Genomic DNA, 20,384 nt, shown 5'->3' on the forward strand with positions numbered 1-20,384 from the left:
GATTGGACCAGCGGAATGGGCCATTCAGCTGGTCCAATGAGTCCGTGACGAACCGGATCCTGCCCCCGCCCGGAGTGCCGCGCCGCCTGGCCGCCGCCCAGCTGAGCAACGCCGTCGGAGACGGCGCCTACTACGTGTGTTCGGCGCTCTACTTCACCCGGGTGGTGGGTCTCTCGCCCGCCCAGATAGGCCTGGGGCTCACGATCGCCTGGGCGGTCGGCTCGGTCGCGGGCGTGCCGCTGGGGGCGCTCGCCGACCGGCGGGGGCCCCGCGGCACCTCGGTGCTGCTGGCGGTGGCCACGGCCGCCTCCGTCTGCTCCTTCCTGTTCATCCGCTCCTTCTGGGCCTTCCTCGCCGCCGTCCTCGTCTACGCCACCGCCCAGTGCGGACTGGCCGCGGCCCGTCAGGCGCTGCTGGCGGGCCTGGTCGCGCCCGGGGAGCGGACCGGGGTGCTGGCCCACCTCCAGGCCGTGCTGAACGCGGGCCTCGCGGTGGGCGCGGCCGTGGGCGGACTGGCCCTCGCCGCCGGCACCGAGCGCGCCTACTTCGCCGTCTTCGTGCTCGACGCCCTGGCCTTCCTGCTGTGCGCCGCCGTACTGCTGCGGCTGCCGGCGGTGGCGCCCGTACCGGACCGGGCGGCGGGGGAGCCGCGCCTGGCCGTGCTCAGGGACCGCCCGTACGCGCTGGTCACGCTGCTCAACGCGGTCCTGCTGCTGCGGATGCCGCTGCTGAGCCTGGCGATACCGTTGTGGATCGTGGAGCGCACGCACGCCCCCGGCTGGATGGCGTCGGCGCTGTTCGTGCTCAACACCCTCGCCGTGATGCTGTTCCAGGTGCGGGTGGCCCGGCCGGTGACCGACCTGGACGGCGCCCGGCGGGCGGTACGGGTCTCCGGGCTGGTGGTGGCCGCCGCGTGCGGGGTGTTCGCCCTTTCGGCGCTGCCCCGGTCCGGGTGGGCCGCCGCGGTGATCCTGCTCGCGGGGGCGGTGCTCCAGGTGGACGCCGAGATGCGGCAGTCGGCCGGCTCCTGGCAGATCGGCTTCGAGCTGGCCCCCGCCGAGCGGATGGGCCAGTACCAGGGCTTCTTCGGCACCGGGGTACCGGTCGCCCGGACCCTGGGCCCGCTGGTGCTGACCTCGCTGCTGCTGCTCTGGGGGATCCCGGGCTGGCTGCTGCTGGGCGGGCTGCTGCTGGCGGCCTCGTACGCGATGGGCCCGGCCGTGCGCCGGGCGGAGGCCTCCCGCGGCCGGGACCGGGACGGGGACGAGGGCGGGGACGGGGACCAGGGCGGGGACGGGCCCGCGCGGTCCGTCGCACGGTCCCGGTAGCCCCCGGGACTCCGCGCCGGGGGTCACCGCGCCGACAGGGCGGAAGCCCGCCCGGCCGGGGCCGTTCGGCGGCTCCGTGGGAGCCGAACGGTGCTACCGCGCGCCGCGGCGGCGGTGTCAGTCTGTCTGCAGTGTGGTGCGCAGCCGGTAGCGGTCCCCGCTGTACTCCACGGTGGACAGCAGGAGCGGCCGCTGGTCCCGCGTGTAGACGGTCTGGTCGAGGACGAGCACGGGCGCGCCCTCGGCGATGCCCAGGTGCCCGGCGAGCTCCCCGTCGGCGGTGCGCGCCTCGATCGTGGCCTCGGCGCGGTCGGGCTCGACGCCCCAGCGGCGCAGTTCCTCGAAGAGGGAAGCCTCACGGAAGTCGGTGCGGGTGAGGTCGGGCGCGAGTTCGGCGACCACCAGGGTCCGGTCGACGGCGATCCGGACGTCGTTGAGCAGCCGGACCCGCTCCAGGCGCAGCAGCGGGGTGCCGGCGGGCACGTCGAGGCGGTCGGCGTCGTCGAGCGAGGCGGTGACGGTCTCCTGGCTCAGGACGACCGAGCTGGCGCGCATGTGCTTGCGGCGGGCGGTGGCGGTGAAGGACTCCAGGTCCTTGGGCCAGTCACGGGCGGGCGCGGGCGGCACGGGCGCGGCGACGAACCAGCCGCGGCCGTGCGAGGCGGTGACCAGGCCCTGGTCGACGAGGTGGGCCAGCGCACGGCGCAGGGTGACGCGGGAGACGTCCAGCCGGGTGCAGAGCTCGCGCTCGGGCGGCAGCTTGCTGCCCGCGGACAGGCCTCGGCGCGCGATCTCCTCGCGGATCCGGTCCGAGGCCTGGGACCACAGGGGGTCGGAGGCGTTCACGGCGGGGGTGGCGGCGGCGATGGCAGCGTCGTCGGTCATGGTCAAAACATACCACTTGCTACCACTTCGTTTTGGCTTCTGACCTCGTGGCAGCGGGACCTTCGGCCTCATCTTGATATTTTCTGTAAGACCACAAGAGACCACTGTTGACCAATTCAAAACCACTGGCTACGTTCGAGTCGTTCCCACCACCCCCGCTCGACGAGGAGTCCCGAGATGAGTACGGCCACCGTCCCGGCTGCCGCACCAGCCGCCGGAAAGAAGCCGGGCCGCGTCATGCCGGTCCTGCAGCGCATCGGCCGCAGCCTGATGCTGCCCGTCGCCACGCTGCCCGCCGCAGCCCTGCTGACCCGGCTCGGCGGCGCCGACCTGCTGGGCCGCGAGAACTTCCCGATGCTCGTGCGGAAGCTCGCGATGGTGCTGGCGGCGGCGGGCGACACGGTGTTCGCCAACCTGCCGCTGCTCTTCGCGGTGGGCGTGGCCATCGGCTTCGCGAAGAAGTCCGACGGCTCCACCGCCCTGGCGGCCGTGGTCGGCTACCTGGTCTTCAAGGCCGTACTCGCGAGCCCCGCCTTCCCCAAGGGCGTGGACGGCGAACCGCTCGACGCCAAGGTCCTCGGCGGCATCGTGATGGGTCTGATAGCGGCCCTCCTCTACCAGCGCTTCAGCCGCACCAAGCTCCCCGAGTGGCTCGGCTTCTTCGGCGGACGCCGGCTCGTGCCCATCCTGAGCGCCTTCGCCGGCGTCGGCATGGGAGTGGTATTCGGAGTGGTATGGCCGACCGTCGGCGGCTGGTTCTTCCACTTCGGCGAGTGGCTGGTCGGCACCGGCGCCTGGGGCGCGGGTCTCTTCGGCCTCGTCGTCCGGGCCCTCATCCCGATCGGGATGCACCACTTCTTCTCGGTCTTCCCCTGGTTCGAGGCCGGCAGCTTCGTCAACCCCGCCACCGGCACCGAGGTGCACGGAGACATCGCCCGCTTCCTGGCCGGCGACCCGACCGCGGGCCAGTTCATGACCGGCGGTTTCCCGATCTACATGTTCGCGCTCCCGGCCGCCGCCATGGCCATCGCGCACACCGCCCGCCCCGAGAACCGCACCATGGTCAAGGGCATGATGATCTCCGTCGCCCTGACCTCCTTCGTCACCGGCGTGACCGAGCCCATCGAGTTCGCCTTCATGTTCGTGGCCCCGGTCCTCTACGCGATCCACGCCTTCCTCTTCGGCGTCTCGATGGCCGTCTGCTACGCCCTCGGCATCCGCGATGGCTTCGGGTTCTCCTCCGGCGCCATCGACTACATCGTCAACTACGGCATCGCCACGAAGCCCTGGATGCTCATCCCGATCGGCCTGGCCTTCGCCGCCGTCTACTACGTGCTCTTCCGCTGGGCGATCGTCAAGTTCGACCTGCCGACCCCGGGCCGCGAACGGGACGAGGAGAGCGAAACGCGGCGGGACACCAAGGCCGGCTCCTCCGCCTGATCCCGCCCGCTTCCCCCTCGTACCGGCCGCCCAGGCTTCCCCAGACCCGCTAAGGACCCCCACACCATGTCCGGATCCCGCATCACCTTCCTCGAAGGCCAGGCCGACCAGGGCGCAGCCCTCGCCCGGATCGCCGACCGCGTCCGAACCCGCCTCGCCACCCCGGAGCTGGCCCGGCTGCGTGCCGCCGAACGCCCCCTCTTCACCGGCATCGGCGCCTCCTACGCCGCCCTCGCCGTCCCCGTACAGCAGCTGCGCGAGGCCGGGATCGTCACCCAGCGCGTCCTGTCCAGCGAGATCGAGACCGGCACCGCGGGCTTCGACACCGACTGCCTGATCGCCGTCTCCCAGGGCGGCCGCAGCTCGGAGACCATCGCCGCCTTCGAGTGCGCCGCCCCCGGCATCACGAAGACCGCGCTGCTCAACGTGGTCCCGTCCCCGCTCGGCGACCTCGCCGACCTGACCGTGGACCTCGGCAACGAGCCCGACTCGTACGCCTCGACCATCGGCTACACCGGCACCGTCGTCGCCCTCGACCTGATCGCGGGCGCCGTGGCGGGACGCGAAGGCGACCCGTGGGCAGACATCGCCGAGCAGACCACTGCGGTCCACCGGCAGGCCACCGAGATCGTGGCCGGGCTGCGCGAGCGCGGTGCCCGCTGCATCGCCTCCGACGGCGTGGCGGCCGGAGCCTCCCGGGCCTCCGCCGAGGAGGGCGCGCTGCTGCTGCGCGAGGTGGTGCGGATGACGGCGGCCGCCTCGGCGACCCGCAACTACCTGCACGGCGAGATGGAGTCGGCGGGCAACACCCTCCACCTCGTCTACGGCGACGGCCGCGAGATCGAGCTGGCCCGCTCGCTGGCGGGCGCCGGCCACCTCACCCTGCTCATCACCACCGTGGAGACCGCCCCGGCGGACAACCTGTCGGTCGTCCGGCTCCCCGAGGTCGCGGACGCGGTCCGGGTGGTCCTGGAGACGGTGGTCCTCCAGGAGCTGGTCGCCCAGCTCAGCGCCGAGCGCGACGTCCCGATCGAGTCCTTCGTCTTCGCCAACGACGACACCAAGCAGGGCGGGCTCGACATGTCCGACTTCGAGGTCGCGGCCTTCACCCAGGCCTAGGCCGTCCCTCCGTCCGTCCCTTCCTTCCGCTGCGGGCGGTGGCAGCAGCCGCCGCCCGCAGCAGGCTGCCCCCGGGCGGCCGTCCGCCGCCTGAGATCATCCGGGCATGGACTTGGACTTCGCGCCGGTACTGCGGCAGCTGCGCTCCGTCGGGCCGTTCTTCACCGTGGCGTACGGGAAGGAGCCGCCCGAGCGCGGCTTCCGCCCGCTCACCGAGCTCTACGGGCAGCACCTCGGGGCCTACGTCGAGGAGATCGGGCGGCGGCTCGGGAGCGGCCCCGGTCGGGTGGCGGCCTCGAACGCGCAGTTCGGGATCGCCTCCCGACTCTGGTCGATCGCGCTCGGCTGCGCGGCCCTGTCGGGCCGGGCCCCGGACCTGGCTCCCGACCGGCTCTGGTGGCGGCTCCCCGAAGCGGGGTCGCTGGAACTGTGGCTGCCCGATCCCGCCGCACTGCCCGGCGAGGCGCTGGGGGAGTCGCTGGCGGACACCGTGCTCACGGGCAACCTCGCCCCGCTCGACGCCTCGCTGCGCGCACGGTTCGGGGTCTCGCCGCAGGTGCTGCGCGGGAACGCCGCCTCCGGGCTGGTCGGCGCGGTGCGGGTACTGGGCGACCGGGTGCCGGGGGAGACGGCGGCGGTCCTCGCGGCCGAGCTGCTCGCGGACGGCGGGCCGCTCGCCGGCACCGGGACCTTCGTCCACGAGCCCGGCCTCGGGGTGGCCTTCGTACGCCGCAGCTGCTGCCTGTACTACCGGGTGCGCGGTGGCGGCCTGTGCGGGGACTGCGTGCTGCGGACCAAGTAGGGCGCCCAGGGCCGTTCGGAGCAGCGAGGGTGTGGCGGCCGGGGACTTGCCCGGCGCTGCTTCTACCTTCCCTGCCATGACTCAAGCTCAGACTTCGCACGGGGACCCGTTCGGGATCTCCCGCCGGGTGGCCCTGACCGGGCTGGCCGCCGGGGCCGGGACCCTCGCCGTCGGTGCGGGGGCCGCCGGGACGCCGGCCGCCGCCGCTGCGGCCGCTCCCGGCACCGCCGCTCACGCCGCGGCGCCCGACCCCGCGCCCGGAGCCATGCAGCTCTTCGCCGACCCGGGATTCAACTTCGCCGGCCTGTTCGCCCTGGGCGCCGCCGGGATGCGGGCCTCCGAGGTCGGCGAGGTCCTCACCGCCGTCGACGCGGTCAACGCCGCCGGGCTGTCCGAGCAGACCTTCACCGATACCTTCCGCGGCTGGGGCGACCGGCTCGCCACACCCCCGGCCGCCGGCCGGCACGGCCGCGAGACCCCCTCGCAGACCCGCCGCTTCCGCGCGCTGCGGGCCGCGCAGTACTACGCGCAGGCACTGTTCTACGTACTGGGCACCGAGCGGCCCGGTGACGAGAAGGAGGTGTACCTCGCCGGGCGCCGTGCCTGGGACACCTTCACCCAGCTCTGCTCCCCGGCGGCCGTCCGCGCGAAGGTCCCGTACGGCGGGACGCACCTGCCGGTGTGGTTCTTCCGCCCCGGGGGCGCGGACCCGTCCGAGCCGCGACCCACCGTGATCCTCACCAACGGCAGCGACGGCCAGAATGTCGACATGTGGACCTACGGGGTGTCCGCGGCCCTGGACCGGGGCTGGAACGCCCTGGTCTACGACGGACCGGGCCAGGGCCAGTTGCTGTTCCTCGACGAGATCCCCTTCACCGACCGCTGGGAGAAGGTCGTAGGGCCGCTGATCGACTGGCTGGACGGGCGCAAGGACGTGGACAGCGCCCGGATCGCGCTCACCGGCCTCAGCATGGGCGGCAACCTCGTCGCGCGCGCCGCCGCCTTCGAACCCCGGATCGCGGCCCTGGTCTGCCAGCCGGGCTGCCTCAGCCCGTGGCTGGGCTTCCCCAAGGAGCTGCGCGACGTCGTCACCGCGGACAAGGCGGAGACCAACCGGGTGTGGAACGAGGAGGTCGTCCCCGAACTCACCCCGCGACTCGCGTACACGGTCAAGAAGCGGCTCGAGATCTTCTCCGGGGAGGCACTGCGACAGGCGCGCGCGGGCCGGGTCCTCACCGACCTGTGGACCCCTGCCCGGCTCGCCGTCGGCCTCGACGTCACGGCCGTGGTGCCGAAGATCAAGGTGCCCACCCTGGTCCTCGACTACGACTTCGAGCAGTTCTACCCCGGCCAGCCGAAGCAGATGTACGACCTGCTCCGCTCGCGGCGCGAGTACGTGAAAATGACGGAGGCCACCGGGGCGCAGTTGCACTGCTCCCCGATGGCCCCGCAGCAGCACTGCGACGTCGTCTTCGACTGGCTGGCCGACGTACTGCACCGCTGATGGAACGGCCCGACCGACTAGAAGGTCAGGTTCCAGGCGTCGATCTTGCCGGTGTCCGCACTGGCGTTGTCGTTCACGCGCAGCGTCCAGACGCCGTTCGCGACCTCGGAGGAGGCGTTGACGGTGAAGGTCTGGATGATGTTGTCCGTGCTGCCGCCGGCCCGGTTGCTCAGGGTGTAGACCGAGCCGTCCGGAGCCACGAGGTCGACCTTGAGGTCACCGATGTAGGTGTGCTTGATGTCCACGCCCACCTTGAGGGTGGCCGGCGCGTTGCCGGTCACTCCGCTGACGGTGATCGTGCTGTCGACGGTCGCGTTGTCGTTGATCGCGAAGTCGTTGGTGTTCTCGAAGTACTTCCCGGGCGGCGGGGTGGAGCCGACCGCCTTCAGCGCGTCGACCTGGCCCTCGCCGAAGAACGAGTTGTTGGCCGTGGTGCCGGTGCAGCGGTTGTCGGACGGGCAGGCCGTGTCATTGGCCTGGGTGGCCAGCTTGTCGCGGATCTGCGCCGGGGTGATGCCCGGGTTGGCGCTGGCGATCAGCGCCGCGACGCCCACGACGTGCGGGGTGGCCATCGAGGTGCCGCTCTTGGTGCTGTACCCGCCGCCGGGGGCGGTGGAGTACACGTTGCTGCCCGGGGCCGCGACGTCGATGACGCCCTGGCCGAAGTTGGAGAACGAGGCCTTCGTGGTGCCCGTGCCGTTGGCCGCGACCGTGACCACGCCCGGGAGCTCGGTCGGGATGTCGAGGCAGGCGTTGGTGATGGTGCGGGTGGTCGGCGTCGAGTCGTTGGGGCTCGCCGAGTCGGTGGTCTTGTGGGCGAGGTCGTAGTTCTCGTTGCCCGCCGCGGCGACCTGGAGCGAGCCCTTGCCCTCCGCGTACTCCTGGGCGCGCTTGACGCCCTCGATGATGGCGGCCTGGTCGATGTTGTCCGGGCAGTTGAACTGCCACGGATCCGTGTAATAGCTGTTGTTGGTGACCTTGAAGCCGTGGTCGCCGGACCAGACGAAGGCGCAGATGGTGTTTTCGGCGAAGAAGAAGGAGTTGCCGGGCTCGGCCACGCGGACCGAGGAGATCTTCACGCCCGGCGCGACGCCGACGACGCCCTTGCCGTTCTTGGCGGCGGCGACGGTGCCCGCCACGTGGGTGCCGTGGGTGTCCACGTCACGCCAGGCGCCGACCCGGGTGTCCGGCTTGCCGTAGGCGCAGGAGGCGGAGTCGGCGGCGTTGAAGTTCGGCGCCAGGTCCTGGTGCTGGTCGTCCACGCCGGTGTCCAGGATGCCGACCTTGACCGAGGCGGAGCCGGGGTTCACGGCCCAGGCCTGGTCGGCCTTGATCTGGCTCATGTCGGCCCGTACGGGTTCGCCCGCGGGGGTCGTCGACTGCGCCGGGTTGGCCGGAAGCGCCGGGTTGTAGGCGTCGGCGGGGACGTCCGAGGTGCGCGTCGCGCCGACCTGCTGGACCCCGCTGACCCCGCGCATGGTGGCCGCGAAGGTCGCGGAGGTCGAGTGGGCGACGATCACGCCGATGGAGTCGAAGGTGGAGAAGACGGTGCCGCCGTTGGCCGTGATGGCGGAGCGGACCGCCGAGCTGTCACCGGCGGCGGTGATCACCAGGTAGGCGCGGGTGCCGGCAGCCCAGGTCGCACTCTGGGAAGTCGGCGCCGCGGCAAGGGCCTTGGCGGGTGCGGAGGTGACGGGGGCGCCCGAGGGGGATATGGGCTGGGTGCCGGCCAGTGCGGCCGGGGTTCCGAAGGCAAGCGCGGCGCCCAGGGCGGCGGCGAGCACGAGGGTACGGCGAGGTCGGCTGGATATGTGGGGTATCAATGCGTCCTCCGAAGACGGCCCGTGGCGCGGGTGGCACCTACCGGTCCGTACGAAACGAGTGGTGGACGCAAGATGTCAGACGTCTGCACCGATATGGAAGTACCTTTTACCGCAGGACGGTTGGTCTGAACTTGGCTGAATAACGCCGGTGGGCGAGGTGTCGGAACCGGCCGGGCTGGGCACCGTGGGGGCGAGCCCTGCCCGACCGGTCCCTTTCGGGCGTATCCGCTATGCGGGTACGCCGTCCTTGGCGCCGTCCGGCTGGACGGGGACGGCGGCGGGTCCGTGGTCGTCCTCGGTGAGCGTGCTCTCGTCGAACGGCAGGCGGCCTGCGAGGACTTCGGTCGCCCGGGCCCGGTCGAACTCCTTGGTCCAGGTCCCGATCAGCACGGTCGCGACCGCGTTGCCCGCGAAGTTCGTCAACGCCCGCGCCTCGCTCATGAACCGGTCGATGCCCACGATCAGGCCTACGCCGTCGACCAGTTCGGGCCGGTGCGACTGGAGCCCTCCGGCGAGCGTGGCGAGACCGGCTCCCGTCACCCCGGCCGCGCCCTTCGAGGCCACGACCATGAACAGCAGCAGCGAGATCTGCTCGCCCAGGGCGAGCGGCTTGTCCATGGCCTCCGCCACGAAGAGCGAGGACATCGTCAGGTAGATCGCGGTCCCGTCCAGGTTGAAGGAGTAGCCCGTGGGAACCGTGATGCCGACCACCGGCCGCGACACCCCGATGTGCTCCATCTTCGCGATCAGCCGCGGCAGTGCCGACTCCGAGGAGGAGGTGGACAGGATCAGCAGGAGCTCCCGGCCCAGGTAGCGCAGCAGGGCGAAGACGCTGATCCCCGTACACACCCGCAACAGGGTGCCCAGGACCACGAAGACGAAGAGCAGACAGGTCAGGTAGAAGCCGATCATGATGACGGCCAGGGACTTCAGGGCGTCCATCCCGGTGGCTCCGACCACCGCCGCGATCGCGCCGAACGCACCCACCGGCGCCGCCCACATGATCATCGCGAGCACCCGGAACACCAGCTTCTGCACGTGTCCGATCCCGCGCAGCACCGGCTCGCCCGCCGGGCCCATCGCCTGGAGCGCGAACCCGCACAGCAGCGCCACCAGCAGGGTCTGGAGCACCTGGCCGCCGGTGAAGGCCGACACCAGCGTGGTCGGGATCATCCCCAGCAGGAACTCCGGGGTGCTCTGCGCCCCGCCCGCCTTGGCCTGGGCCTCGCCGGCGTGCCGGGCGGCCTCGGTCAGGTGCAGCCCGCTGCCCGGCTCCAGGAGGTTGCCGACCAGGAGTCCGATGGCCAGCGCCACCGTGGACATGACCATGAAGTAGCCGAGCGCCAGTCCGCCCACGGCGCCGACCTTGGCGGCCTTGCGCACCGAGCCGATGCCCAGGACGATCGTGCAGAAGATCACCGGCGAGATCATCATCTTGATGAGGTTGACGAAGCCGGTGCCCAGCGGTTTGAGCTCCACGGCCACGCCGGGCGCGGCGAAGCCGACGGCGATGCCGAGCAGTACGGCGCCGATCACCGCGATGTACAGATAGTGCGTCTTGTCGCGCCTGGCGGCCACGCTGCCTCCTGGTTGTGCCTGGCCTCCTGGTGGTGAAGGCGTCCCGGGAGACCATCGCCCGCCGCTGTGACCCCGGTCACCCTTGCGTTCATAGAGTTCACGGCCGGGTGCACACTGAGCGCCATGTTCCGCTTTCCCCGGCCGCCGCGCAGCCTCGCCGGCCAGCTCTTCGCCATGCAGGTGGTGCTGGTCGCCGTGGTCGTCGCCGGATGCGCCGTCTTCGCCTACGCCACCGCCCGCGGCCAAGCCGAGGAGGCCGCCCGGCGCCAGGCCGGAGCCGTGGCCCGCGCGGTCGCGGACTCGCCGTCGGTGCGCGAAGCGGTCCGTGCGGCGGTACGGGCGGACGTGCCCGGGAACGTCTCCGGAGCCGGACCCTCCGCGGCACTGCAGCCCTACGCGGAGCAGGTCCGTGCCGACGCGGGCGTGGACTTCGTGACGATCATGGCCCCGGACGGGCGGCGCTGGACCCACCCCGACCCGCACCGCATCGGCGAGCCCTTCCTCGGCAACACCGCGCCCGCGCTGCGCGGGGAAACCTTCAGTGAGACCTACACCGGCACCCTCGGCCCCTCCATCCGCGTGGTCACGCCGATCATGGACGGCGGCCGGGTCGTCGGCATGGTCGCCGCCGGGATCACCGTCCGCGCCGTCAGCGCCCGGCTCGCCGCGCAGCTCTCCGCCCTTGCCTGGGTGGCCGGCGGGGCCCTGGCCCTCGGCGCCGTGGGCACGTACGTGGTCAACGCCCGGCTGCGCCGCCACACCCACGGGATGAACGCCGGGGAGCTGAGCCGGATGTACGACTACCACCAGGCCGCCCTGCACGGGGTCCGCGAAGGACTCCTCATGCTCGACGGGCAGCGCAGGATCACCCTCGTCAACGACGCGGGGCGCGAACTCCTCGGCCTGGAGGGCGAGATCAAGGGGACCGCGGTCGCCGACCTCGGGCTGCCCGCCCCGCTCACCGGCGCCCTGCTGGCCGACCGGCCCCGGGTGGACGAGGTGCACCTGAGCGCCGACCGGGTGCTCGTGGTCAACAGCGCGCCGGTGGCCGGAGGCGGCCGCCGCGGCACCGTGGTCACCCTGCGCGACCACACCGAACTCCAGTCCCTGACCGGGGAGCTGGACCACGAACGCGGATTCACCCAGGCGCTGCGGTCCCAGGCCCACGAGGCGGCCAACCGGCTGCACACCGTGGTCTCCCTCATCGAACTCGGCCGGGTCGGGGAGGCGGTGGAGTTCGCCACCGCCGAACTGACCCTGGCGCAGGCCCTCACCGACGAGGTGATGGCGGCGGTGGGCGAGCCGGTGCTCGTGGCACTGCTGCTCGGCAAGGCCGCCCAGGCTCACGAGCGGGGCATCGAACTGGTGGTCACCCCGGACAGCGGGGCCATCGGGTCAGGGCCCGGCGGGCCCTGCGCCCGGGACCTCGTCACCGTCCTCGGCAACCTCGTGGACAATGCCGTCGACGCCCTGACCGGCGTCCCCGGCGGCCGGATCGCCGTCACGGTCCGCCCCGACGGCCCGGCGGCCGCCGCCGGGCAGGGGATCCTGCTCAGCGTGGCCGACAACGGCCCCGGACTCCCCGAAGGGGCCGACGTGTTCCGGCGCGGCTGGTCCGGCAAGGGGGAGGGGCGCGGCCTCGGCCTCGCCCTGGTCCGGCAAGTGGCCCACCGGCACGGCGGCAGCGCCGATGCCGACCGGCTGCCCGAAGGCGGCGCGCGGTTCACCGTAAGACTGCCGGCGCGCGCGGAGGCGAATGGCCAGGCGGGCGCAGAAGCGAGCGCGGAGGCAAGCGCGGAAGCAGGCGCAGAAATGAGCGCAGAGATGAGCGCGGGAGTGAGCGGAGAGGTGAGCGCATGAACATGCCCGAGGTGCGGGTCCTGGTCGTCGAGGACGACCCCGTCGCCGCCGACGCGCACGCGCTGTACGTGGGCCGCGTGCCCGGCTTCACGGCCGTCGCGGCCGTCCACTCGCTGGCCGAGGCCACCCGGGTCCTGGAACGCACCCGGATCGACCTGCTGCTGCTCGACCTCACCCTGCCCGACGGTCACGGGCTGCGCTTCGCGCGCGGGCTGCGGGCCGCCGGTCACCCCGCCGACGTGATCGTGGTGACCTCGGCGCGGGATCTGGGCGTGGTCCGCGAGAGCGTCTCGCTGGGTGTGGTGCAGTACGTACTCAAGCCCTTCGCCTTCCCGACCCTGCGCGAACGGCTTTTGCGCTACGCCGAGTTCCGCGCCAGCGCGGCGGGCGAGGCGGCCGGACAGGACGATGTGGACCGGGCCATGGCGGCCCTGCGCGCACCCCGACCGGCCGAACTGCCCAAGGGGATCGGCGCGCCGACCCTGGACCGGGTCGCCGCGCTGCTGCGGTCGGCCCCCGAGGGGCTGACCGCGGCGGGGGCGGCCGAGGCGGCCGGGATCTCCCGGATCACCGCCCGCCGCTACCTGGAGCACCTGGTGGACACCGGTCGCGCGGACCGCAGCCCCCGGTACGGCCAGGTCGGCCGCCCCGAACTGCACTACCGCTGGCTGGCGGCGGCTCCCGCCGGAACCGTGGCCGGCTCGGTGTCGAAGGCGTAGTACTTGCGGTGGTCCAGCATGTCGGCCGGGGTCACGTTGTTCCACGGCCGCATGGTGTCGTGCAGGTCCACGACGTTCGGCGTACCGGCGGCGGGCAGGTAGGTCGACTGCGGGTGCAGAGCCTGCCATTCGCTCCACAGCTTGTCGATGAAGGCGTGGTGCATCCAGAACACCGGGTCGTTGGGCGAGACGCCGGTGGCCATCTGGCCGCCCACCCACACGTGCACCCGGTTGTGCAGGTTGACCCCGCGCCAGCCCTCCAGGTTGTTGCGGAAACCGTTGGAGGAGCTGTTCCAGGGAGCGGCGTCGTACACCGGCATCGCGAGTACGGAGTCCACCTCGGCCCGGGTCGGGAGCTGGGCCACGCCGGTGCCGAGTGCGCGCCGCAGATAGGAGCGCCCGTCCACCTTTACGGCTACTTCCCACTTGCCCGCCGCGTAGGCGAACGGACCGTCGAGCACCTGTCCGTCGCGATCCCGCCCGGTGCCGCCGAGGAAATCGGCGGCCCAGAGCGAGGAGCGGGCCGTGCGGTCCACGGTCCAGTCCCAGTACGGGAGCGCCACCTTCGGGTTCACCGCCTGCAGAGCCGCTTCGAACTCCAGCAGAAACCGGCGGTGCCAGGGCAGGAAGGAGGGGGAGCGGTGGCCGACCCGGTCGCCCGAATCGGTGTCGCCCATGATGAAGCCGTTGTGGGTGGTGACGAACCGGTCGTAGCGGCCGGAGCGCTTGAGCTCCAGCAGGGCGTTGATGAAGGCCCGCTTCTCCTCGGAGGTGAGCGTGGCCTGGTTCTTGCGGACAGCCATCACATGCCACCCATCGGGACGAGGGCGGCGCCCTGGAGTTCGCGCACGGCGGCGCGGGCCAGGGTGAGGGTGTCGGCGTAGGTCTCGTAGTGGTTGACCACGCTGATCCAGGTGCCGTCGGCATTCTGCATGACGTGCAGTTCGCGGCCGTCTATGAGGACGGTCGGCAGGCCGGGGGAGTGGTGGCCGCCGTGGTGGCCACCACCGCCCGCTGCGGGGGCTATTCGGATGCGACGGCCCTGGTAGACCTCGTCGACCGTTCCCGTGGGGGTGGCGGGTGCGGCGGGACGGGGGGCGGTGACGGCCGCGTGCGCGGTGGCGCCTGCGAGGCCGAGGACGCTGAGCGCGCCGGCGGTGGCGGTTAACGCCTGCCTGCGGGTGATCTTGTTCATGGTTCGAGAGGTATCAGGGCGCGGAGAACCGTAGGGCGCTATCCGGGCACACGCGGATAAGTTGCCTGACGAACCATTTGGGATGATCTTCCCGTCCGAACCGGTTTTGGTGGCCGGAACGGAAAATTTTGTGGAGGAAGGCTTGGATGGCAATAGATCTTACGGTCGCGCCGGGAGGATATGGAGGAGGTCACACGGAGGACTCGGCCGGAAGGTGCAGTATGAACCGACCTCCGGAACCCGTCCCGGCGCCGAAAAAGTCCTGAAGATTCCCGGAGCCGACTTTGGGGTGTTGTCTCCCCTATGGTCCCGCTATGGCTCTGCATGAGACGAAGGACGCGCGTGCCCGCGACGCCGAGACGGACGTGTTCGCTTCCGCCCTCAGCGGCGAGATCCTCCCCAAGTACCGGATGCCCGACGACCACTCGCCCTCCGAGGTGGTCTACCAGCTCCTCCACAACGAGCTGCTCCTCGACGGCAACGCCGCCCAGAACCTGGCCACCTTCTGCACCACGTGGTCGGACGACGAGGTCCACCGGCTGATGAACGAGTGCCTCGACAAGAACATGATCGACAAGGACGAGTACCCGCAGACAGCCGAGATCGAGGCCCGCTGCGTCAACATCCTGGCCGACCTGTGGAACGCCCCGGCCGGCACCACCGGCACCGGCTGCTCCACCACCGGCTCCAGCGAGGCCGCCATGCTCGGCGGCCTCGCCCTCAAGTGGCGCTGGCGCGAACGCCGCCGCGCCGCCGGACTGCCCGCCGACAGGCCCAACCTGGTGTGCGGGCCGGTGCAGATCTGCTGGGAGAAGTTCGCCCGCTACTTCGACGTCGAGCTCCGCCAGGTCCCGCTGGAACCCGGCGCTACCGGCCTGCGCGCGGAGCAGCTCGCCGCCCACGTGGACGAGAACACCATCGGCGTCGTCGCCATCCTCGGCGTCACCTACACCTGCGTCTACGAGCCCGTCGCCGAGATCGCCGCCGAACTCGACCGGATCCAGGCCGAGCACGGCTGGGACGTACCGATCCACGTGGACGGGGCCAGCGGCGGCTTCGTCGCCCCCTTCCTCCACCCCGACGTGGTCTGGGACTTCCGCCTGCCGCGCGTGGCCTCGATCAACACCTCCGGGCACAAGTACGGTCTCGCCCCGCTCGGCGTCGGCTGGATCGTCTGGCGCACGGCCGAACTGCTCCCGGCCGACCTGGTCTTCTCCGTGGACTACCTCGGCGGGGACATGCCGACCTTCGCGCTCAACTTCTCCCGGCCCGGCGGCGAGATCATCGCCCAGTACTACCTCTTCCTGCGCCTGGGCAAGGGCGGCTACCGCCGGGTCCAGCAGGCCTGCGCCGACACGGCCCAGTACCTGGCCCGCGAGATCGAGGCGATGGGCCCCTTCACCCTCCTCTACAACGGCCAGGGCGGGCTCCCCGCCGTCTCCTACCGGCTCACCGATCCGCAGGCCGCGGGCTTCAGCCTCTACGACCTCTCCGACCGGCTGCGGATGCGGGGCTGGCAGGTGCCCTCGTACCCCTTGCCGGCCGACCGCGAGGACACCGTCATCCAACGCGTCCTGATCCGCCACGGGGTGACCCGGGACCAGATCGCCCTGCTCGTCGCCGACCTGCGCCGGTCCGTGGAACACCTGGGCTCGACCCCCCAGCCCGTGCCGTCCGCCGCGCCTCGGTCCGGCTTCCACCACTGACCGGCTGCCCACGGGGCGGACGGCATTCTGACGCCCTAGGAGCCCGACCAGCGCATGCCCAGGTTCGTGAGGGCGGTCGCGCGCTGCGGGGTGAGGGAGGCGGCGCGGGAGCGCTGATTGGCGATCCACGCGCCAAGGCGCAGCTCCCGCTCGCCGACCCGCTCCACGTGCGTACGAGGCACCCGCAGGTGCCGCTCGCGGTCGTGGAACTGCCGGGCGGCCTCCAGGTGCGCCGCCCAGGCCTCGGCGTGGGGGACCCGGGCCCGCGGCCGTTCCGCCCCCACGGCCGGGGTCACTCCGAGGGTGTGCTCCAGCAGCCAGCGCTGGGCCCACGTCAGCCGCTCCCAGGACGTGCGCTGCCTGCGCAGCCACACGCCGAGGTCCTCGCCCTGCACGACGGCCTCGCCCGGCCCCGCCGGGAGCCGGCCGCCCGCGTCCAGGTGGACCCGGGTCAGGTGGAAGGCCCGCTGCCAGGAGACCTCCCAGGCCGGACACCAGGAGGCGTCGATGGCCTCCAGGGCCTCCCGGCGCTCTTCCGTCAGCGCGCCCGGGCCCTCGCGGCGCGCCGCCGCCCGCTGGTTCTTGACCCACACCCCGACCGGGGCGCCGCGCCAGCTGGCCTCGGCCGGGGGCAGCAGGTGCCCGTGCTCGTCCGCCCAGCCGCGGGCCGCCGCGAGCCCCTCCTCGAACGCCACGTCGAAGTGGCTCCACACCATGCCCAGTTCATCGAGCTGCGCCACCCGCTCCCGGCCCAGCGCACCACGGCGGTTGGCGCGGCGCGCGTCCGCGATCCACTGACCCAGCGGGAACCGGGCGAGCCCCGGCGGCCACTCGGAGCCGGCCGCAACCGGTTCGGCCTCCGCACCCTCTTCGGCCGGCCCGGCCGTGGCGGCCACCAGGGGAATTCCCGTCCTGCCGTCACCGGGCACCTTGAACGCGAAGGGGACCTTCAGGTCCCCCGCCGCGGCGGCGTACAGCCGGGCCGCCTCCACGCCCCGCCGCCAGTGCTCGTGCTCCGGGTGCAGGACCCGCAGCCGGATGAAGGCCGCCAGCAGGGCCGGATCGCGCGGGGTGGAGAAGCTCAGCAGGGCCTCCGCGCCGCTGCGCAGGCCGGAGGCGCCCAATTCCGAGACGGTGTTGCCGGACTCGGGGGCGCGGCGGCTCGGAGCCTGGGGCTGGGCCAGGGACTCGACGAGCCGGGTGTCGTGCGCCCGCAGCGCCTCCAGCAGCCGCGCGAGGTCCCCGTACGCCCGTGAGGACAGCATCGTCTCGGGGGACTCGCCCGGTCCCAGCAGCACCGGAACCACCAGGGAGGCGACCTTGCCCTCCCCGGGCCGGATGCGCAGCGCGCGGCCGACGGCCTGGACCAGGTCGGGCATGGAACCCCGTACGTCGGCCCAGAAGACCGAATCGCACTCCTTGGTGTCCACGCCCTCGCCCAGCACCCGGACGCTGCCGAGGAACGCCTTGTCCGCGCGCCGGTCGTCCGCGAAAGCGCTCAGCACCCGGCGGCGCTGCGCCGCCGTGTGCTGCCCGCACAGCCAGTCCGCCCAGACGGTGCGCGGGTACACGGGCCGGGGGGCCCAGCTCGCGGCCCGCAGCCGTGCGGCCACGGCGGGGAGCCCGGCGGCGAAGGCCTCGGCCTCCTTGGTCAGGTGGTGGAAGACCAGGGTGCGCCGGAACCCCTGTTCCACGGCGGCCTTGACCAGCGCCGTCTGGAGCGCCGCGAGGCGCACCCCGCGGACCGCGTCGGAGCGTCCGTCCGGTCCGAGCAGGACGGCCGCCTGGAACTCCGGATCGCTGACGTCCACGCAGACCACCCGGTACGGGGCACAGATGCCCCGGTCGATGGCCTCGGACAGGGTCAGGGTGTGGCAGCGCGCGCCGAACGGGCCGTCCGGATCGTCCTCCATGGAGGCCACCAGGTCACCCCGGCCGCGCGAATTGCCGCCGCCCGTGCCACCGCCGCCGCCCGTGCCGCCGGTGTCCGCGGTCCGCGCGGCCTCCTCCGGGTAGTCCGCTTCCTCGCCGTCCTGCCAGACCCGCGGCGTGGCCGTCATGTACAGCCTGCGGACGGCCGGGATCCGGGTGTTGTCGTGGACCACGGCCCATGGTTTGCCGATCCGGCCGGAGGTCCGGTGCGCCTCGTCGACCACTATCAGGTCCCAGCCCGGCAGCCCTTCCAGGTGCGCGCGCTCGATGGTGCCCAGGCCCAGCGAGGCGTACGTGGCGAACACGGTCACCCGGTCCACCGGGAGGCCCGCCCAGTCGGCCAGTTCGGCCGGATCGGTGGTGGTGGGTACGCCCGCGTCCTCGCCGCGCAGCGAGCACACGGCGAAGGCGCGCCCGGTCCGGCCGCCCGCGCGCCAGGCCGCCGCCGTCTGGACGAGCAGGTCCAGGGAGGGCACCAGGACCAGTACCCGCCCGGCCCGCAGCTCGTCGGCCGCGTGCACCGCGACCAGGGTCTTGCCGGAACCGGTGGCCATGATGACCTGGGTCCGAAGCCCCGCCTGGGGGACCCGGCGTCCGGTGGGCAGCTCCAGGGCCCGCACCACGGCGTCGACGGCCTCACGCTGGTGCGGACGGAGCTTCTTCCTGGCCATGCGGGTCACCTCCCCCGTGAACTGCCCGTTCTCTTCCAGCCCCTATCTTGCCCCCATTTTGAATCAAATACGGGGTGATCCGGTGCGCGACGCAGGGGGAGAGGGGGACGAGGGTTACATCCGGGCTCCGAAGTTCTGCGTCCACCACGGCCCGCCGCCGCCCTGGTGGATGCCCACGCCGATGTCCTTGAAGGAGCAGTTGAGGATGTTCGCGCGGTGTCCCGGGCTCTTCATCCAGGAGTCCATGACCTGCTGCGGGGTCTGCTGCCCCATCGCGATGTTCTCCCCGTACGTGGACCAGCGGTACCCGGCCGCCGTCGTCCGCTGCCCGGGGTCGGCCCCGTCGGGATTGGTGTGCGAGAAGAAGTCCCGGTTCGCCATGTCGTCGGAGTGCCCCTGCGCGGCCGTACGCAGCTGCGCGTCCTCCTTGAGCGGACCGCAGCCGGCCGCCGCGCGCTCGGAGTTGACCAGCGCGATCACCTGGGCTGCGGCCCCGCCGCCGGCCGGGGCGGGAGCGGGGGGCTTCGCCGGGGAGGACTTCGGGCTCGGCTTGGCGCTGGGAGTGGGGGTCGGCGTGGGGGTCGCGCTCGGACTCGGACTCGGGCTCGCGCTCGGCGAAGCGGATTCAGAGGGGCTCGGGGAGGGCGACGGGGACTGCGGGGGCAACGCGACACCGGAGTCGGGAGCCAGCAGCGAGGCCGCCGGGCTCTCGGGGGCGGCGGTACCGGGCCGCGTGGCCAGGTAGGTCAGCCCGCCGCCCACGACGCAGGCGGCGAGCACGGCGCCGCCGACCACCCGGCGGCGGCTGCGGGTACGGCGGCGCTTGCGCAGCGAGGCGCGGCCCGAACCCGCGTCGGCGGCGTCCACGAGGGTGTGGGCTCCCCCGTCGGCGTGGAAGGACGTCAGGGCATCGCCCGCCAGGCCCGTGGCATCCCCCTGGCCCGCGGCCGCGGAGGCCAGGCCCACGGGCTCCAGGCCGGCCGCGGCGGCCGACCGGACGCCCGCGAGGAGCGCCACCGAGACCGGCACCAGTGCCAGCCCGGCGAGCAGCCCTTCGGCCGGCACCAGACCGTTCCACAGTCCGGAGCACCGCAGGCACTCGCGGGCGTGCCGTGCTATTCGCTTGCGCCACAGCACCGAGGGCAGCCCGTCCCAGCCCGCCGCCACCGTCCGCAGTCCCTCGCAGGGCGGCTGCGCGCCCAGCGCCCGCTCCACCACCCGCGCCGACTCCAGCTGCGCCTTCATCCGCTGCACCCGTACCGCGGTGTGCTGCGGGGACAGCTCCAGCGCCGCGGCCACGTCCGTGCGCGTCAGCTCCCCGGCACACTCCAGCCACCACAGCGACAGCAGCGCCCGGTCTTCGGGCTCCAGCCAGCGCGTGGCGCGGGCCGTCTCGCGGCGCTGTCCGTCCAGCTGGAGCCTCAGGACGGTCAGGTCCACGAAGTCGGCGCCCGGATCGGCCAGCTCCCAGGCGGCCTCCAGTCCGCTCTCGCCGGAGGCGCTGCGGCGGGCCTGCCAGTACGCGCGCACGCGGTTCATGGCGATCGCCACCAGCCAGGAGCGGAAGCTGTCGTCGTCGCGCAGGCCGCCCAGGCCGTCGAGTGCGCGCAACATCGTGTCCTGGACCACGTCGTCCACGTCGACGGACCCGTTCAGGGCCCGCCCGACGATGTTGTAGACGAGCGGCAGATAGGCGCTGACCAGGTCGTCCTGGGCCTGCGGGTCGCCCGCGCGGGCGGCGGCGACCAGTGCTGCCGTGTGCTGAGTGCTCATGATGCGAATCCCTGTCCGTGCCGACGGTCGATGATGCCCAATACCTGGG

The 20,384-nt window shown here is 72.7% G+C and carries 15 protein-coding genes; 8 read left to right on the forward strand and 7 right to left on the reverse strand.

Going from position 1 to position 20,384, the window contains the following annotated elements:
* Window positions 1–44: 44 nt before the first annotated feature.
* On the forward strand, window positions 45–1,328 hold the full coding sequence (locus tag AC3IYJ_RS35615) for an MFS transporter (RefSeq protein WP_489398637.1): 1,284 nt from the start codon (window positions 45–47) through the stop codon (window positions 1,326–1,328).
* 117 nt (window positions 1,329–1,445) lie between these two features.
* On the opposite strand, the gene AC3IYJ_RS35620 is transcribed toward AC3IYJ_RS35615, so the two are convergent.
* A complete protein-coding gene (locus AC3IYJ_RS35620) occupies window positions 1,446–2,213 on the reverse strand; it encodes a GntR family transcriptional regulator (RefSeq protein WP_489398638.1) in 768 nt (255 codons plus the stop codon).
* A 177-nt stretch (window positions 2,214–2,390) separates the two neighbouring features.
* Here AC3IYJ_RS35620 and AC3IYJ_RS35625 point away from each other — a divergent pair, with 177 nt between their 5' ends.
* From AC3IYJ_RS35625 to AC3IYJ_RS35640, 4 genes are all read left to right on the forward strand, one after another.
* Window positions 2,391–3,653: a PTS transporter subunit EIIC gene (locus tag AC3IYJ_RS35625; protein ID WP_489398639.1), complete on the forward strand. Its 1,263-nt coding sequence runs from the start codon at window positions 2,391–2,393 to the stop codon at window positions 3,651–3,653.
* Window positions 3,654–3,719: 66 nt separating this feature from the next.
* Window positions 3,720–4,772, forward strand: coding sequence for an SIS domain-containing protein (locus tag AC3IYJ_RS35630; RefSeq protein ID WP_489398640.1), 1,053 nt, complete (start codon window positions 3,720–3,722; stop codon window positions 4,770–4,772).
* Between the two features lie 106 nt (window positions 4,773–4,878).
* Complete coding sequence (locus AC3IYJ_RS35635; RefSeq protein ID WP_489398641.1) at window positions 4,879–5,574, forward strand: (2Fe-2S)-binding protein; 696 nt, start codon at window positions 4,879–4,881, stop codon at window positions 5,572–5,574.
* 76 nt (window positions 5,575–5,650) lie between these two features.
* A complete protein-coding gene (locus AC3IYJ_RS35640) occupies window positions 5,651–7,078 on the forward strand; it encodes an alpha/beta hydrolase family protein (protein ID WP_489398642.1) in 1,428 nt (475 codons plus the stop codon).
* A 17-nt stretch (window positions 7,079–7,095) separates the two neighbouring features.
* Here the strand turns inward: AC3IYJ_RS35640 and AC3IYJ_RS35645 are convergent, their stop codons facing one another.
* Window positions 7,096–8,862, reverse strand: coding sequence for a S8 family peptidase (locus AC3IYJ_RS35645; protein ID WP_489398643.1), 1,767 nt, complete (start codon window positions 8,860–8,862; stop codon window positions 7,096–7,098).
* Between the two features lie 267 nt (window positions 8,863–9,129).
* Complete coding sequence (locus AC3IYJ_RS35650) at window positions 9,130–10,479, reverse strand: cation:dicarboxylate symporter family transporter (protein ID WP_489398644.1); 1,350 nt, start codon at window positions 10,477–10,479, stop codon at window positions 9,130–9,132.
* 123 nt (window positions 10,480–10,602) lie between these two features.
* Here AC3IYJ_RS35650 and AC3IYJ_RS35655 point away from each other — a divergent pair, with 123 nt between their 5' ends.
* Window positions 10,603–12,339 (forward strand): sensor histidine kinase, encoded by a 1,737-nt coding sequence (locus tag AC3IYJ_RS35655; RefSeq protein WP_489398645.1) that lies wholly within the window; start codon window positions 10,603–10,605, stop codon window positions 12,337–12,339.
* Window positions 12,336–13,058, forward strand: a complete 723-nt coding sequence (locus tag AC3IYJ_RS35660; RefSeq protein ID WP_489398646.1) for a response regulator — start codon at window positions 12,336–12,338, stop codon at window positions 13,056–13,058. Before AC3IYJ_RS35655 ends, AC3IYJ_RS35660 begins: the two co-directional genes overlap by 4 nt.
* Here AC3IYJ_RS35660 and melC2 read toward each other — a convergent pair.
* Complete coding sequence (gene melC2, locus AC3IYJ_RS35665) at window positions 12,998–13,861, reverse strand: tyrosinase MelC2 (protein WP_489398647.1); 864 nt, start codon at window positions 13,859–13,861, stop codon at window positions 12,998–13,000. The genes AC3IYJ_RS35660 and melC2 overlap by 61 nt on opposite strands.
* On the reverse strand, window positions 13,861–14,253 hold the full coding sequence (melC1, locus tag AC3IYJ_RS35670) for an apotyrosinase chaperone MelC1 (protein WP_489398648.1): 393 nt from the start codon (window positions 14,251–14,253) through the stop codon (window positions 13,861–13,863). The genes melC2 and melC1 overlap by 1 nt, the downstream gene beginning before the upstream one ends.
* Before the next feature lie 314 nt (window positions 14,254–14,567).
* Between melC1 and gad the strand changes: the two genes are divergently transcribed.
* Entirely contained in the window at window positions 14,568–15,959 is a 1,392-nt protein-coding gene (gene gad, locus AC3IYJ_RS35675; RefSeq protein ID WP_489398649.1) for a glutamate decarboxylase, read from the forward strand.
* 35 nt (window positions 15,960–15,994) lie between these two features.
* Here gad and AC3IYJ_RS35680 read toward each other — a convergent pair whose 3' ends face one another.
* Window positions 15,995–18,562 (reverse strand): helicase associated domain-containing protein, encoded by a 2,568-nt coding sequence (locus tag AC3IYJ_RS35680; RefSeq protein ID WP_489398650.1) that lies wholly within the window; start codon window positions 18,560–18,562, stop codon window positions 15,995–15,997.
* Window positions 18,563–18,676: 114 nt separating this feature from the next.
* Entirely contained in the window at window positions 18,677–20,335 is a 1,659-nt protein-coding gene (locus AC3IYJ_RS35685) for a sigma-70 family RNA polymerase sigma factor (protein ID WP_489398651.1), read from the reverse strand.
* Between the last annotated feature and the right edge of the window lie 49 nt (window positions 20,336–20,384).

This window comes from Streptomyces sp. GL_140 (genome assembly GCF_057834465.1).